15 protein-coding genes are annotated in these 13,953 nt (G+C 67.7%); 6 read left to right on the plus strand and 9 right to left on the minus strand.

Annotated features, from left to right (window positions below; translation table 11 throughout):
- The first annotated feature begins 59 nt into the window (after positions 1 to 59).
- Positions 60 to 809 carry a hypothetical protein gene (locus EJK91_RS14580; RefSeq protein WP_046300151.1) on the plus strand — a complete coding sequence of 250 codons (750 nt, stop codon included), beginning with the start codon at positions 60 to 62 and terminating at the stop codon, positions 807 to 809.
- A 6-nt stretch (positions 810 to 815) separates the two neighbouring features.
- On the opposite strand, the gene EJK91_RS14585 is transcribed toward EJK91_RS14580, so the two are convergent.
- Positions 816 to 2,210, minus strand: coding sequence for a glycine--tRNA ligase (locus EJK91_RS14585; protein ID WP_206430426.1), 1,395 nt, complete (start codon positions 2,208 to 2,210; stop codon positions 816 to 818).
- Between the two features lie 150 nt (positions 2,211 to 2,360).
- On the opposite strand from EJK91_RS14585, the gene EJK91_RS14590 reads away from it, so the two are divergent.
- Both EJK91_RS14590 and EJK91_RS14595 read left to right on the plus strand, forming a co-directional pair.
- A complete protein-coding gene (locus tag EJK91_RS14590) occupies positions 2,361 to 2,717 on the plus strand; it encodes an ArsR/SmtB family transcription factor (protein WP_046300149.1) in 357 nt (118 codons plus the stop codon).
- Complete coding sequence (locus tag EJK91_RS14595) at positions 2,714 to 3,106, plus strand: Fur family transcriptional regulator (RefSeq protein WP_024440668.1); 393 nt, start codon at positions 2,714 to 2,716, stop codon at positions 3,104 to 3,106. The genes EJK91_RS14590 and EJK91_RS14595 overlap by 4 nt, the downstream gene beginning before the upstream one ends.
- Before the next feature lie 5 nt (positions 3,107 to 3,111).
- Here EJK91_RS14595 and EJK91_RS14600 read toward each other — a convergent pair whose 3' ends face one another.
- The 4 genes from EJK91_RS14600 to recO all read right to left on the minus strand — a co-directional run bounded on the left by EJK91_RS14600 (position 3,112) and on the right by recO (position 7,047).
- Positions 3,112 to 3,501: a hypothetical protein gene (locus tag EJK91_RS14600; RefSeq protein WP_125079281.1), complete on the minus strand. Its 390-nt coding sequence runs from the start codon at positions 3,499 to 3,501 to the stop codon at positions 3,112 to 3,114.
- A complete protein-coding gene (locus tag EJK91_RS14605; protein WP_125079282.1) occupies positions 3,501 to 4,388 on the minus strand; it encodes a decaprenyl diphosphate synthase in 888 nt (295 codons plus the stop codon). The genes EJK91_RS14600 and EJK91_RS14605 overlap by 1 nt, the downstream gene beginning before the upstream one ends.
- A gap of 70 nt (positions 4,389 to 4,458) precedes the next feature.
- Positions 4,459 to 5,691 carry a class I SAM-dependent methyltransferase gene (locus EJK91_RS14610; protein WP_024440671.1) on the minus strand — a complete coding sequence of 411 codons (1,233 nt, stop codon included), beginning with the start codon at positions 5,689 to 5,691 and terminating at the stop codon, positions 4,459 to 4,461.
- A 597-nt stretch (positions 5,692 to 6,288) separates the two neighbouring features.
- Positions 6,289 to 7,047 (minus strand): DNA repair protein RecO, encoded by a 759-nt coding sequence (recO, locus tag EJK91_RS14620; protein ID WP_125079284.1) that lies wholly within the window; start codon positions 7,045 to 7,047, stop codon positions 6,289 to 6,291.
- Between the two features lie 74 nt (positions 7,048 to 7,121).
- Here recO and EJK91_RS14625 point away from each other — a divergent pair, with 74 nt between their 5' ends.
- From EJK91_RS14625 to EJK91_RS14635, 3 genes are all read left to right on the plus strand, one after another.
- On the plus strand, positions 7,122 to 8,570 hold the full coding sequence (locus tag EJK91_RS14625; protein ID WP_125079285.1) for an amidase: 1,449 nt from the start codon (positions 7,122 to 7,124) through the stop codon (positions 8,568 to 8,570).
- 120 nt (positions 8,571 to 8,690) lie between these two features.
- Positions 8,691 to 9,029: a hemophore-related protein gene (locus tag EJK91_RS14630; protein ID WP_024440675.1), complete on the plus strand. Its 339-nt coding sequence runs from the start codon at positions 8,691 to 8,693 to the stop codon at positions 9,027 to 9,029.
- Positions 9,030 to 9,043: 14 nt separating this feature from the next.
- Positions 9,044 to 9,910 (plus strand): sulfurtransferase, encoded by an 867-nt coding sequence (locus tag EJK91_RS14635; protein ID WP_125079286.1) that lies wholly within the window; start codon positions 9,044 to 9,046, stop codon positions 9,908 to 9,910.
- A 26-nt stretch (positions 9,911 to 9,936) separates the two neighbouring features.
- Here the strand turns inward: EJK91_RS14635 and EJK91_RS14640 are convergent, their stop codons facing one another.
- The 4 genes from EJK91_RS14640 to era form a co-directional block, all read right to left on the minus strand.
- A complete protein-coding gene (locus EJK91_RS14640) occupies positions 9,937 to 11,394 on the minus strand; it encodes a flavin-containing monooxygenase (RefSeq protein ID WP_125079287.1) in 1,458 nt (485 codons plus the stop codon).
- Positions 11,381 to 12,247 (minus strand): SDR family oxidoreductase, encoded by an 867-nt coding sequence (locus EJK91_RS14645; RefSeq protein ID WP_024440678.1) that lies wholly within the window; start codon positions 12,245 to 12,247, stop codon positions 11,381 to 11,383. The genes EJK91_RS14640 and EJK91_RS14645 overlap by 14 nt, the downstream gene beginning before the upstream one ends.
- A 3-nt stretch (positions 12,248 to 12,250) precedes the next feature.
- Positions 12,251 to 12,925: a DUF5642 family protein gene (locus tag EJK91_RS14650; protein WP_024440679.1), complete on the minus strand. Its 675-nt coding sequence runs from the start codon at positions 12,923 to 12,925 to the stop codon at positions 12,251 to 12,253.
- Between the two features lie 85 nt (positions 12,926 to 13,010).
- Positions 13,011 to 13,919, minus strand: coding sequence for a GTPase Era (gene era / locus EJK91_RS14655; RefSeq protein ID WP_024440680.1), 909 nt, complete (start codon positions 13,917 to 13,919; stop codon positions 13,011 to 13,013).
- Positions 13,920 to 13,953 lie beyond the last annotated feature (34 nt).

The raw sequence follows: 13,953 nt of genomic DNA on the forward strand, positions 1-13,953 counted from the left end.
CGTCTTCGGGCGGGGGCTTCTTGGGCGGCGGCGGCCGGTTCTAGAGTTCCGGTACACCCATGTTCGATCTCATCAACGTCGCCGTGGCGGCGGCCCTGGCGGCATCCGGGTATGCGCTGTGGGTCCGCCGCCACACCTGGGGATCACGCTGGGACACCAATCCTTCGCGCATCCTGATCTTCATCGGTGGCGCGGGTCTTCTCATGTCCCCCGTCGGGTGGGGGCTGCTCGACCCACTCATATACCGCGTGCTCGGGGTTTGGAACGTCGCCGGCCTGGTTGCTGCGCTGTGCATGTTCGCCGCGGTGGCCACCATGTTCGGGCATCTGACGACGCGACTGACCGATCAGGATCGTGCCAGGCTGTGGGAGCGTCGCTACATCAAAGCGCCGCTGAAATTCGTTCTGCCGTTGACGATCATCGTGTATTTCATAGCCGACCGTGGACAACCGCAGTATCAGGATGTCTTTGCGACCCGTGGCCCATGGTTCACGGTCTACTGGACACTGATCTGCGTCTTCGCGCTCTACCTGTTCGGGCTCACCGGCCGGGTGTTGCTGACACTGCGCGACGATCCACGTTCCAAATCCTCCGCCGACCAGTACCTGGCCTGGATCGCCTTGAAGGTTGCGGCGATGTCCTACCAGCTGATCAGCGTTCTGATCGGAAGTACCTTCACACTGCCCACCTGGATCTGCGCGGGCGCGGCCAGCCTGGCTTTCGCCTACGCGGCCGCGCAGTCCTGGCGGGCTCGCACCGACTGGCTCAAGCCCGCCTGGCCGCCAGCCCCCGAACCCGCCGGGGACTGAACGCGTTCAGCAACCCTTGAGGCGCACGGCCAGGTAATCGGAGACCGCATCGATGGCCACCCGCTCCTGAGACATCGTGTCGCGCTCCCGCACAGTGACAGCGTGGTCTTCGAGCGAGTCGAAGTCGACGGTGATGCAGAACGGGGTACCGATCTCGTCCTGGCGGCGGTAGCGCCGGCCGACGGCCCCGGCGTCGTCGAACTCCACATTCCAGGACTTGCGCAACTCAGCGGCCAGGTCGCGGGCCTTCGGCGACAGGTCGGCGTTGCGGCTCAGCGGCAACACGGCGGCCTTGACCGGGGCCAGTCGCGGGTCAAGACGCAGCACGGTGCGCTTGTCCACCCCGCCCTTGGCATTGGGGGCCTCGTCCTCGTGGTAGGAGTCCACCAGGAAGGCCATCAGCGAGCGGGTCAGGCCGGCTGCCGGTTCGATCACGTAAGGCACGTAGCGGGTGTCGGATGCCTGGTCATAGAACGACAAGTCCACCCCGGAATGCTCCGAATGCGTGGTCAGGTCGAAGTTGGTGCGGTTGGCGATGCCTTCCAGCTCACCCCACGGGTTGCCGGTGAAGCCGAATTTGTACTCGATGTCGGTGGTGCCGGCGGAGTAGTGCGACAGCTTCTCGAGCGGGTGTTCGTAGAGGCGCAGGTTCTCACGCTTGATACCCAGGTCGACGTACCACTGCAGGCGCGTGTCGATCCAGTACTGGTGCCATTCCTTGGCCGTGGACGGCTCGACGAAGAATTCCATCTCCATCTGCTCGAACTCGCGGGTCCGGAAGATGAAGTTGCCCGGGGTGATCTCGTTGCGGAAGCTCTTGCCGATCTGGCCGATGCCGAACGGCGGCTTGCGGCGTGCCGTGGTCACCACGTTGGCGAAGTTGACGAAGATGCCCTGCGCCGTTTCGGGCCGCAGGTAGTGCAGGCCCTCTTCGGATTCGATGGGGCCCAGGTAGGTCTTGAGCATCATGTTGAAGTCGCGGGGCTCGGTCCACTCGCCCTTGGTACCGCAGTCCGGGCAGGCGACCTCGCTCATCGGCACGTCATCAGGGTTGCCGCCCTTCTTCAGCGCCACCGCTTCCTGCATGTGGTCCTGCCGGTGCCGCTTGTGGCAGTTGAGGCATTCCACCAGGGGGTCGTTGAACACCGCGACGTGACCGGAGGCCACCCACACCTGCCGCGGCAGGATGATCGCACTGTCCAAGCCGACGACGTCGTCGCGGGAGGTCACGACGGAGCGCCACCACTGTCGCTTGATGTTCTCCTTGAGTTCCACCCCGAGTGGGCCGTAGTCCCACGCCGACTTTGTGCCGCCGTAGATTTCGCCCGACTGGAAGACCAGGCCACGTCGCTTGGCCAGGTTGGCAACGGTGTCGATGATGGACGCCACGAGGGGGTGCACTCCTGTCTTGACGGGACCGCGCCGGCAACGCCGACACGCAAAACATCAGTCATCGTATCGATACCGCCCAAGTTCTTTGACATGCATCATCACGCATGGAACAGTGGAAGCCAGCTGAAAACGATTTCCAACACGTGCGGAGGTGGTGCTGTGCCCTCCTCAGCGTCTGGCCTGGTGGCCGACGGCCACCAACACACCGGTCCTGCCTTCCCCGCGACACCACCTCGGGAGATCCTCGACGCCGCTGGGGAATTGCTGCGTGCGCTGGCCGCTCCGGTGCGCATCGCGATCGTGCTGCAACTGCAGGAGTCGCATCGCTGCGTGCATGAACTCGTCGACGCGCTCGGAGTCCCCCAGCCCCTGGTCAGTCAGCATCTGAAGATCCTCAAGGCCGCCGGGGTGGTCGCCGGGGAACGCTCCGGCCGCGAAGTGCTCTACCGGCTGGCCGATCATCACTTGGCGCACATCGCCATCGACGCCGTAGCCCATGCCGGTGAGGACCGTTGACCGCCCCCGGTGTGCGCTCCACCCGGCAGCGAGCGGCGATCTCGGCGTTGCTGGAGACCGTCGAGGACTTCCGGTCGGCCCAGGAACTGCACGACGCGCTGCGTGAGCGCGGCGAGAACATCGGCCTGACCACCGTCTATCGCACGTTGCAGGCCATGGCCACCGCCGGACAGGTCGACACGCTGCGATCCGACACCGGCGAAGCGGTCTACCGGCGCTGCTCGGAGCATCACCACCACCACCTGGTGTGTCGGGACTGCGGGGCCACCGTCGAGGTGGGCGACCGCGAGGTCGAGGAGTGGGCGGCCCGCATCGCCGCCGAGCACGACTACTCCGACGTCGGGCACACCATCGAGATCTTCGGCACCTGCGCCGACTGCCGGAACTGAGTTCGTCAGCCGATCAGCGCGTCCCGGATATCGACGCCCTTGGTCAGCACCAACAGCACCAGTGTGCGAAGCGCGTCGTCGGTCAAGCCCGATCCGGGAAAGTTGTAGCGCAGCATCACATCTGCGGACTCGGCGGCCTTCTCGACCAGGGTCACGGTCCCGAGCTGACTGAGGGCCGCCTGCTCGGCGGCGCGCTCACGCAGCTGCTTGGTCAGCGGCAGATCCCACCCCAGGATCTGGGTGAGCGACACCAGCTCAAGGTCTTCGGCGATCGGCACCACCCGCAACGACGCCAGTGTGCCGTCATGGCGGACGGTCAGCGCGCCGTCCGGCTCGGCGTCAACGGTCACCACCTCGGCGAGCACCGCGGTGAGGCGATCGGCCAGGTCCGTCATCAGGCCGTGCCGAACCGGCGCTGCCGAGAAGCGTACTGCTCGCAGGCCTCCCACAGGTCGCGGCGGTCGTAGTCCGGCCACAGCTTCTCTTGGAAGATGTATTCGGCGTAGGCGGCCTGCCACAACATGAAGTTGGATGACCGCTGCTCCCCCGAGGTGCGGATCAGCAGGTCCACATCGGGCATGTCGGGCCGGTGCAGATGCCGCGCGATGGTGGCCTCGTTGATCCGGCTCGGGTTCAGCTTGCCCGCCACCGCCTCTTCGGCGATGGCCCGGGCAGCTTCGGCGATCTCGGTGCGGCCCCCGTAGTTGACGCAGTAGTTGATGGTGATGACGTCGTTGCCGACGGTCATGGCTTCGGCGATCTCGAATTCCTTGATCACGCTGCGCCACATCTTCGGCCGCGAACCTACCCAGCGCATCCGCACGCCCATCGCGTTGAGATTCTCCCGGCGCCGGCGCACCACCTCGCGGTTGAAGCCCATCAGGAAGCGCACCTCTTCAGCGGAGCGCTTCCAGTTCTCGGTGGAGAACGCGTACACGGTCAGCCATTTGATACCGAGTTCGATCGCACCGCAGGTGATGTCGATGAGCACCGCCTCGCCCATCTTGTGCCCCTCGGTGCGACCCAACCCGCGCTGGGTCGCCCAGCGGCCGTTGCCGTCCATGACCACGGCAACGTGGTTGGGCAGCGCCTCGGCGGGGATCTGCGGGGCAACAGCCTTGGAGGTGTGCTGTGGGGGGCGACACGGCCCCCCGACCGGCGGCGACGGCAGCTGCGGGAACACCACCGGCCAGGTGGACTTGTCCGGGAATACCGGATAGTCGTCGGGTGCCGCGGGCAGTTGGGGGAAGGCAGGCTTCCGATTGGCCCGATGCAACACCATGCGCCCTATCCTGCCCGACCGGGCCGGAGCCGCCCGCGGCGACCATGCGGTCGCCGCGGCGGCTTACCGACTATGCCGACGATCGGGAACCGGCACTCAGATCGATCGCGACGAAGTCGAGGCGCCACAGCGACTGGAACAACTTGCGACCGAACTTCTCCAGGTCCGCCGCACTGCCGCGCGCCGGGCCGGCGGCCTGCGCCAGGTCCGCGGCGATCTGACGAATGCTGCGACGACCGTCGATGCTCTGAACGAACGGCAGCTGCGCCGGGTTCAGCGGCATGCGCCAGCCCGAGCGGAAGATCTCGTTGCCGTTCAAGCCACACTTCCAACGGAACAGCGGCACGTAGTCGAGGCTCTCGGGCGTCGAGAAGTCGATCTGGTAGCTGCTCTTGGGCCGCTCGGGCCGCGTGGCGATGAAGAAGTGCCGAGCGTTGAGGGTGTGGATGCGCTCCATCACCGACCAGATCTTCTCCTCCGGCAAGGCGTTGACCTTGTCGTAGAAGCCGGCCGACGGCACCGCCACGTCGTGGGCGTAGTACGGCGCCTTGAGCAGCCAGCCCTGGAAGTCCAGGCCGGCCGACTTGGCCAGGTCGATGCAACCGTCGACGTCGTAGCTCTTGGCCCGACCGTGCAGGAACGTGTCCACCAGACCCGAGTCCGAGGCCAGGTCGCCGGCGATCTTGAGGTACGGCTGGACCGGGTGGTCCTGCGACAGCAGGCGGATGGCCTGGCGGACGGTCTGAATCGACTCGTCGTTCTGTTCCAGCCCGAGGTCCTGGAAGACCGTCTCCAGGATTTCGATGCCGATGCGGCCGTAGCGCGCGTAGAGCATGATGCCGGCGACGCCGTCGGGCCGCAGGCGGTCCGCGATCGCCTTCATGCCTACCTTCGGGTCGGCCATGTGGTGCAGCACGCCCGTCGAGATCGCCAGGTCGAAGTCACGGTCGAGCGTGGACAGCTCCTCGATCGGCAGCTGGTGCAGCTCCAGGTTCCACAGCCCGTGCTTGTCCTTGAGGTACTGCTGGTGCCCCAATGACGACGCACTGATGTCGACGGCCACCACCCGCGCCTGCGGGTTGTTGTAGGCGAAGACCGCCGCCTGGTTGGTGCCGCAACCCGCGATCAGGATGTCGAGGTCAGGGCGGTATTCACGATCGGGCCACAGCACCCGGTGCGCGTGGCTCGGGTCGAACCACTCCCAGTTTCCGGCCGACCATGCCTGCAGGTCGTTGATGGGCGGCGGGTAGGTCCACCGCTCGTACTGCCGGGAGACGACGTCTGCGCGTGGATTATCGGTCACTTCTTTGTGGCTCCTTGTCGAATTGCCCCCCGCCGGATCGGATCAGACTTTAGCGGGGGCTGGTTGTGCCGGTGCGACGCGGCTCACATCGAAGCACGCCGCCCGGTGGTGCAGGCGGCCAACCCGGCCTGGGTGGTGCCGGCGGAGCCGGCGGCGCGGCCGGACCCGGTGGAACACCGGGCCAGCCCGGCCAGCCCGGGCAGCCCGGGCAGCCCGGGCCACCGGCACCTGGGGCACCGTCGGCTCCGGGCGCACCGTCAGCTCCGTTGGCACCGTCAGCACCGTCAGCACCATCGGCACCGGGGCCGTTCGCCGGCAACGGCGCCGTAATCCCGGAGACCGGAGCGGGTTCGGCGGCCCGCGCACAGGAAGTCACCGCCGGGATCATTCCCACGACGAGTAGCGCTCCGGCCGCCGCACCGATACCGGCTCCGTAGCCCGGTGTCGTCCTGTGCGCCCAGCGCCCCCACCCGGTGTCGTGAAACATTCGGCCTGCCTTCCTGATTGAACCTAGGGATCGTGAAGTCGCATCAGCCTACCGCCGACGCCCGCATAGTCCACCGAAACGGACGCAATCCCCAGGTAGGTGCCGGTCGATCAGCCGTCGCTGCCGGTGGCCCGGGGTTGAACCCGCTCCACCAGCGGCAGGGTCCGAAGCCGTCGCTCCAGGTGCCACTGCAGATGGGCGGCCACCAATCCGCTGGCATGGCTACGATGCGACGCCGTGGAAAGCTCCGCGACCTCCCAGTCGCCGTCATGCAATGCCGCCATCAGATCCAGCACACCCATCGGCGGGGTGGTCGACCCAGCCGGACGGCAATGCCCGCAGACGCTGCCGCCGGCCGCGACATGAAATGCCCGATGCGGACCGGGGGTGGCGCAACGGGCGCACTCGGTCAGTGCCGGCGCCCACCCGGCCACCGACATGGCACGCAACAGATAGGCGTCCAGCACCAGCTCGCGAGGGCGCCGACCGTCGGCCACCGCGCGCAGCGCCCCAACGGTGAGCCGGTGCAACGCCGTCGCCGGGGCTCGCTCGGCACCGGCCAGACGTTCCGCGGTCTCCAAAATCACGCAGGCGCAGGTGTAGCGGCCGTAGTCGCTGACGATGCCGGAGGCGAAGGCATCCACCGACACCACCTGGGTGACGATGTCGAGATTGCGGCCGGGGTGCAGCTGAACGTCGATGTGGGCGAACGGCTCCAGCCTGGCACCGAACTTGCTGCGGGTACGACGCACCCCCTTGGCCACCGCGCGGACCAGCCCGTGGTCGCGGGTGAGCAAAGTGACGATCCGGTCGGCTTCGCCGAGCTTGTGCTGGCGCAGCACCACCGCCCGGTCCCGGTACAGCCGCATCGGACCAGTTTCGCATCGCGAGGGGGTGTTTCGACGACACCCACCCGTACGGCACGCCGATACTCTCATCACCGATGACCCACCCGCCCGCGGCGTCCGGCACCCGCTTCCCCACCCTCACCGAGCAGCTCTACCAGCTGGCCAGCGGCGAGGCGACCTCCGTCGACCTGGTGCGTCGCGCGCTACACGCCATCGACGCCAGCCAGTCCACCCTGAACGCCTTCCGGGTGGTGTTCACCGAGTCTGCGCTGGTCAGCGCCGCGGAAGCCGACCGGCGTCGGGCCGCCGGGCACCGCGCCCCGCTGCTGGGCATCCCGATCGCGGTCAAAGACGACACCGACATCGCGGGGGTCGCCACCTCGTTCGGCGCCTCCGGCTATGTCGAGCCCGCCGGCCACGACGCCGAGGTGGTGCGCCGGCTGCGGGCCGCCGGCGCGGTGATCGTCGGCAAGACCAACACCTGCGAACTGGGACAGTGGCCGTTCACCAGTGGCCCCGGGTTCGGCCACACCCGCAATCCCTGGTCCCGTCGGCACACTCCCGGCGGGTCGTCCGGAGGCAGCGCCGCGGCGGTGGCCGCGGGTCTGGTCGCCGCTGCCATCGGATCCGATGGAGCCGGCAGCGTGCGTATCCCCGCCGCATGGACGCACCTGGTCGGCATCAAGCCCCAGCGTGGCCGCATCTCCACCTGGCCGCTGCCGGAGGCGTTCAACGGACTCACCGTCAACGGAGTACTGGCCCGCACCGTCGAGGACGCCGCGCTGGTGCTGGACGCGGTCTCCGGCAACGCCGACGGGGACCTGCACAAACCGCCGCCGATGAAGGTCTCCGACTATGTGCGGACCGCACCGGGTCAACTGCGTATCGCGCTGTCGACTCAGTTCCCCTACACCGGGTTCCCGGCTCGCCTGGATCCGGAGATCCGGGCCGCGCTGGAACGCACCGCCGAGCAGCTGCGGCTGCTCGGGCACGTCGTCCTCCCGGGCAACCCCGATTACGGGCTGCGGCTGTCGTGGAATTTCCTGTCCCGGTCCACCGCCGGGGTGTGGGCCGCCGCCAACAGGCTCGGCGGCGGTGTCAACCTGGACCAGCGGACCTTGGCCAACATGCGCACCGGCCGGCTGCTGTCGCAGGCCGTGTTGCGCAAGGCCCGCGCCCACGAGGCGCAGGATCAGCGTCGGGTGGGCTCGATCTTCCGGATCGTCGACGTGGTCCTGGCGCCCACCACTGCCCAGCCGCCACCACTGGTGAACACATTCGACGACCTGGGCAGCTGGGAGACCGACCGCACCATGATCGCGGCCTGCCCCGTCACCTGGCCGTGGAACCTGCTGGGGTGGCCGTCGATCAGCGTGCCTGCCGGGTTCACCTCCGAGGGCTTGCCGATAGGAGTGCAGTTGATGGGGCCGGCCAACAGCGATGGCCTGTTGGTCTCGCTGGCCGCTGAGCTGGAGGGCATCAACGGCTGGGCTGCCCGGCAACCCACACCGTGGTGGCGCACCGAGCCCGGCCACGGCTCGTAAGCACCCCAGATCGCCGCTAGCTGCGACTTCAGCGAGTTGCGCGGTGGTCGGCTAAGCTTAGCCAGTCTTGACTAGGTCTTCAGTTCCCGTAAAAGTGCATTGGTGAAAGGCGTCCGCAAAATGGCCTCTCTGTCGTTGACCAGGTTCGCAGTCGCAGCGGGCAGTCTGGCTCTGTCGCTCTCAGCCGGAGCCGGGTTCGCAGCTGCGAGCCCCGACCTCGGCCCGATCATCAACACCACCTGCAACTACTCGCAGGTTCATCAGGCGCTGGTCGCAGAGAACCCCTCCGCAGCCGCCGAGTTCGACGCCAACCCGAACGCGCAGGGCATGCTGCAGATGTTCCTGAACGCTCCGCCGGCCAAGCGCCAGCAACTGGCCACCATGGTCCAGGGCATGCCGGAGGCTCAGCAGTACGTCGGCACCATCACTTCGGTCGCCAACTCCTGCAACAACTACTGAGCGGGACCCCCGCGGTGGACCCGCGCGGAAAGGTCCTGATCACCGCCGCGGAGCTCAGCGAGCTCCTGCGGACCGGTGATCCGGTAACCATTCTCGACGTCCGCTGGAGCCTGGAGGCACCGGACGGGCGTCAGGCGTATCTTCACGGCCACCTGCCGGGTGCGGTGTATGTCTCGCTCGAAGACGAGTTGTCCGACCACACCGTGCCCGGTCGGGGCCGTCACCCCCTGCCGACCGGCCGCAATCTGGAAGCCGCCGCCCGGCGATGGGGCGTGCGGCGTGATCGGCCGGTAGTGGTCTACGACGACTGGAATCGGGCCGCTTCCGCGCGGTTGTGGTGGCTGCTGACCACCTCCGGAGTGGCGAACGTTCGTATTCTCGACGGTGGCCTACCGGCGTGGACTCGGGCCGGCGGCGAGTTGCAGACCGGAGAGGTCTCCCCCGAACCGGGCAACGTCACCCTGCTGCCCGAGGATCTCTATGAAGGCCTGCGGCCCACGCTGACTGCCGACCAGGCCGGCGAGGGCGCCCGCACCGGCGCGGTGGCATTGCTCGACGCCCGCGCCCCCGAACGGTTCCGCGCCGAGGTGGAGCCGATCGATGCGGCCGCCGGTCACATCCCGGGAGCCAAGAACCTGCCGTTCACCGCCCTGTTGGACGGCGACGGAACCTTCCTGCCCGACGACGCGATCGCCCGGTTGCTGGCCGACCGGGGTGTCGGCTCCGACGACGCGGTGGGCGCCTACTGCGGTTCTGGGATCAGTGCCACCGTGATCGTCGCGGCACTGGCCGCCGGCGGCCGCTCTGCGGCCATGTTCCCGGGATCATGGTCGCAGTGGAGTGCGGAACCCTCCCGGCCGGTGGCACGCGGCGAGGACTGACGGCCGTACCAGCCGAGATGGCCGGGTCAGCCGAGGTGGAAGTCCGCCGGATCGGGGCTGCCCAGCATGGTCTTCATCCTCGCGCGGTCGAACGGCCACAGATCCACCGCGCCGCCCTCGGTGAGGTACCAGGAGTTACAGCCGGTGTTCCACACCGTCGGGCCCATCGCGATCGCGACGTCGTCGTTGAACCGCGTCGTGGCCTGATCGGTGACTTCCACGGTGGACAGCTCGCCGGCCCGGAACCTCGCCAGCCACTGCGCGATGTAACGCGCGGTCAGCTCCGAGGTGTACTGCAGGGAGATCGACCCGGTGGGCGAATTGGGGCCCAACACCGTGAACAGGTTCGGGAAACCGGGAATCGCGGTCATCTGGTAGGCGCGCGGACCCTTCGCCCAGGCGTCGTCGATGCTGACCCCGTCCCGCCCGTGCAACCGCATGGGGCGCATGTAGTTGTGGGCATGGAAGCCGGTTGCCAGCACGATGACATCGGTGTCGCGGTGGGTGCCGTCGGTGGTGCGAATACCCTGCGGAGTGATTTCGGCGATGCCGTCGGTGATCAGGTCGGCGTTGTGGGCACGGATGGCCCGGTAATAGCTTCCCGACACCACCTGGCGTTTGCACAACGGCTCATAGTCCGGTTCGAGTTTGGCCCGTAACGTTTTGTCGCGCACCTGGATTCGCAGGCAGGCCCGAGCGTAGGCCTGCACCGCCCGGCGCCGCCAGGTGGGACGGGTGGTGACGTCGGTCAGCACTCGCGACCCGCCGAACGCCATCAACCGGTAGAGCGTGCGGTGCAACTTCGGAAAGCGTGCCAGTACCGCGGCGACGCCGGGCAGTTGCCGAAGCGACGTGGGCGCCCACAGGATCCATTGCGCCGAACGCACATAGTGGTCGATCGCTGCGGCATCGGGCTGCAGGGCGGAGACCACCTGCACGCCGGTGGAACCGGTGCCGATCACCGCGATTCGCTTTCCGTCGGTGTCGAGCTCGTCGTCCCAACGGGCGGTGTGCACCACCGGGCCGGCGAAGTCGGCCAGCCCGGGGATCTCGGGAACGAACGGGTGATGCAGCACGCCGGTCGCACAGATCAGGAAGTCGGCGACCAACTCCTCACCGGCGGCGGTGGTGATAGTCCAGTGCCGCTGCTCATCCCATCGGGCGTCGGTCACCTCGGTGTCGAGCCGGATCAGCTCCGCCAGCCCGAGCTCGTCGACGACGTCGCGGTGGTAGCGCTGGATCGCGGCGCCGGTGGCCCAAGCATGTTGCCAATCGGGCTTCGGCGCGAACCCGAACTGGTAGATCTGCGACGGCACGTCGCACCGCAGACCCGGGTAGTGGTTCCAGTACCAGACCCCGCCGACGTCGGAGCCCTTCTCCAGCACGGTGATATCGGTGAAGCCCTGCTCACGCAGCACGTGGGCGGTGGTGATACCCGCGACGCCCGCCCCGATGATGACGACGCGGGGCTCACGCTCGGTCATGAGGCTGACTCACCTGATGCGCGCGGGCCTGCCGGTCCACCCGCTCGAGGTAGGCGCTGCGGGCTGCGGTGTCGATGGACGTCAACGCACGCCGATCATCGACCAGCCGCCGGGCCAAGCTCTGCAGCCGCTCGGGCACAAACGCGGTCATCGACCACGCGGGAGCCACCCAGCGGGGCACCGACCGGCGAGCGGCACGGGATCGCAGTACCGCGACGATCGCCGCAGCTACGTCCCCGGGATCGACTGTGGGCATGCCGCCGCCCAGCGGGGCGCCAGAGGTGAGTTCGGTCCGCACCGCCGAGGGCAGCACCGCCGAGACCGCGACACCGGTGCCGGCGTACTCGCGCCGTGCCGACAGCGACGCCCCCAGGACCGCGAATTTGCTCGCGTTGTAGGTGACCATGCCCGGCACCGGAACCATGCCGGCCATCGAGGCCACGTTGACGACGTGGCCGCGACCGCGCCGGACCATGCCGGGCAGCACCGCCTTCATGCCGTTGAGCACACCGCGGACATTGACGTCCAGGGTCAGGTCCCGGACCTGCTCGGTCTCGGCGTCGAAGGCTCCGAGCGGCATGACCCCGGCGTTGTTGATCAGGATGTCCAGTGGGCCGTCAGACGCCTCGATGCGCGCAAGCAGTTCCTGCCAGGACGCCGTACTGGTCACGTCGAGCCGGCCGCCGCGGACGCCGAGTTCAGCGGCGGTCTGCAGGCAGGTGTCCTCGTCGACGTCACCGATCCACACCCGGGCACCGCGGGCGGCGAGCAGTTTGGCGGTGGCCGCCCCGATCCCACGGGCTCCGCCGGTGATCAGCACCCGGGCGTTGCCGACCGACTGCTTCGTCGCCATGGGTCAGTCGCGCAGTGCCGACACCGCGTCGACCAGCAACTGGCGGGCCCGGTCGGCGTCGACCATCGCCGGCGGCTGACCCTTGACCGGCTGCGGGTTCGCGGTGACCTGCACCAGCGCGCTGCCCAGGTAGGCGGTGAACGTGTAGGACTCGCGGGACTGTTGCTGGCCGTCCTTGCCGGTGAGCTCGATCTCCGAGTGCGAACCGGTCGTCTTCGCGTGGTCGATTTGCGGCGCGTCCACCTCGTCGAGGTAGCCGGTGAGCTTGCCGGCATTGAACGAGACGTGCCTGCACTTCTCGGCGTCCGTGTCGTCGTAAGGCAGGTCCTGGTCGGACTGCATGGCAATGGCCACCAACTGGTTACCGTTGCCCAGGATCGAGACCATCGACATCTTGCCCCGGATGCCCTTCGGCGGCCGGCCGGTGTTGGCCGCGTAATCGGCGCAGTCGGCGGGATCGAACGTCACGCCGGGGGGCATCTTCTGCGGCCCGAGGATCTTCGGGTCGATGTCGTTAGGGCCCTTGGTCTGGGTCTTGAAGTCCGAGCCGAACGTCGACTGGACGTTGAACAGCTTGGTGGTGTCGACCGGCTTCTGGCTGCCCCCGCAGCCGGCCAGTGCTTGCGCACACACGATGAGGCCAACCGAGGAGATGAGCAACGACTTGCGTACGGGCATCCAAGGAATCTACCAATGCCGATTCCCCGGCTGCGGGCGGTGGCCACCCCGATTCGGGCGCGATACGCCGCAAGCCGGCCCGGCTCTAGAAGCCCAGCCGCCCCAGCTGCTTGGGGTCACGCTGCCAGTTCTTGGCCACCTTGACCCGTAGGTCGAGAAACACCTTGGTACCCAACAGTTTTTCGATCTGAGTGCGCGCCGCCGTACCCACCTCGCGAAGCCGGGCGCCGCCGCGGCCGATCACGATTCCCTTCTGGCTGTCGCGCTCTACGTACAGCAGCGCATACACCTCGATCAGATCCTCGCGGTCTTCGCGCTGGCGCACCTCTTCGATCACCACTGCCAGCGAATGCGGTAGTTCGTCGCGCACACCCTCCAGGGCGGCTTCCCGGATGAACTCGGCCATCAGGGTCTCTTCGGGCTCGTCGGTCAGTTCACCGTCCGGGTAGAAGGCCGGTCCGACGGGCAGGGCGGCGGCCAGCACATCGATCAGCACGTCGACCTGTTCACCGCTGACCGCCGACACCGGAACGATCTCAGCTTCCGGCGCCAGTTCGCCGACCGCGACAAGTTGTGCGGCGACCTTGTCGCGAGTGGTCTTGTCGATCTTGGTGACCACCACAACCAGCTTGGTTCTGGGTGCGACGACCCGGATCTGCTCGATGATCCAGCGGTCTCCCGGCCCGATGGCCTCGTCGGCGGGGATGCACAGGCCGATCACGTCGACCTCGGAATAGGTGTCTTTGACCAACTCGTTGAGCCGCTTGCCCAGCAGCGTCCGGGGCCGGTGCAGGCCGGGCGTGTCCACCAGGATGATCTGGAAGTCGTCGCGGTGCACGATGCCGCGGATGGTGTGCCGGGTGGTTTGGGGACGGTTCGAGGTGATCGCCACCTTCGCGCCCACCAGGGCGTTGGTGAGCGTCGACTTGCCGGTGTTGGGCCGGCCGACGAAACATACGAAGCCGGAATGGAACCCGGAATCTGATCCAGTCACGAGTCGCCTTTCGCCGAACGTGTTCTCAGCGCGA

Source organism: Mycobacterium sp. P7213, from assembly GCF_900604305.1.
GTDB lineage: Bacteria > Actinomycetota > Actinomycetes > Mycobacteriales > Mycobacteriaceae > Mycobacterium.

What these genes read in the sequence shown, in the direction of transcription:
- EJK91_RS14580 (WP_046300151.1), top strand. Translation starts at nt 60, where the DNA reads ATGTTCGATCTCATCAACGTCGCCGTGGCGGCGGCCCTGGCGGCATCC.
- EJK91_RS14600 (WP_125079281.1), bottom strand. Translation starts at nt 3,501, where the DNA reads ATGACGGACCTGGCCGATCGCCTCACCGCGGTGCTCGCCGAGGTGGTG.
- EJK91_RS14605 (WP_125079282.1), bottom strand. Translation starts at nt 4,388, where the DNA reads ATGGTGTTGCATCGGGCCAATCGGAAGCCTGCCTTCCCCCAACTGCCC.
- recO (WP_125079284.1), bottom strand. Translation starts at nt 7,047, where the DNA reads ATGCGGCTGTACCGGGACCGGGCGGTGGTGCTGCGCCAGCACAAGCTC.
- EJK91_RS14625 (WP_125079285.1), top strand. Translation starts at nt 7,122, where the DNA reads ATGACCCACCCGCCCGCGGCGTCCGGCACCCGCTTCCCCACCCTCACC.
- EJK91_RS14630 (WP_024440675.1), top strand. Translation starts at nt 8,691, where the DNA reads ATGGCCTCTCTGTCGTTGACCAGGTTCGCAGTCGCAGCGGGCAGTCTG.
- EJK91_RS14640 (WP_125079287.1), bottom strand. Translation starts at nt 11,394, where the DNA reads ATGACCGAGCGTGAGCCCCGCGTCGTCATCATCGGGGCGGGCGTCGCG.
- EJK91_RS14645 (WP_024440678.1), bottom strand. Translation starts at nt 12,247, where the DNA reads ATGGCGACGAAGCAGTCGGTCGGCAACGCCCGGGTGCTGATCACCGGC.
- EJK91_RS14650 (WP_024440679.1), bottom strand. Translation starts at nt 12,925, where the DNA reads ATGCCCGTACGCAAGTCGTTGCTCATCTCCTCGGTTGGCCTCATCGTG.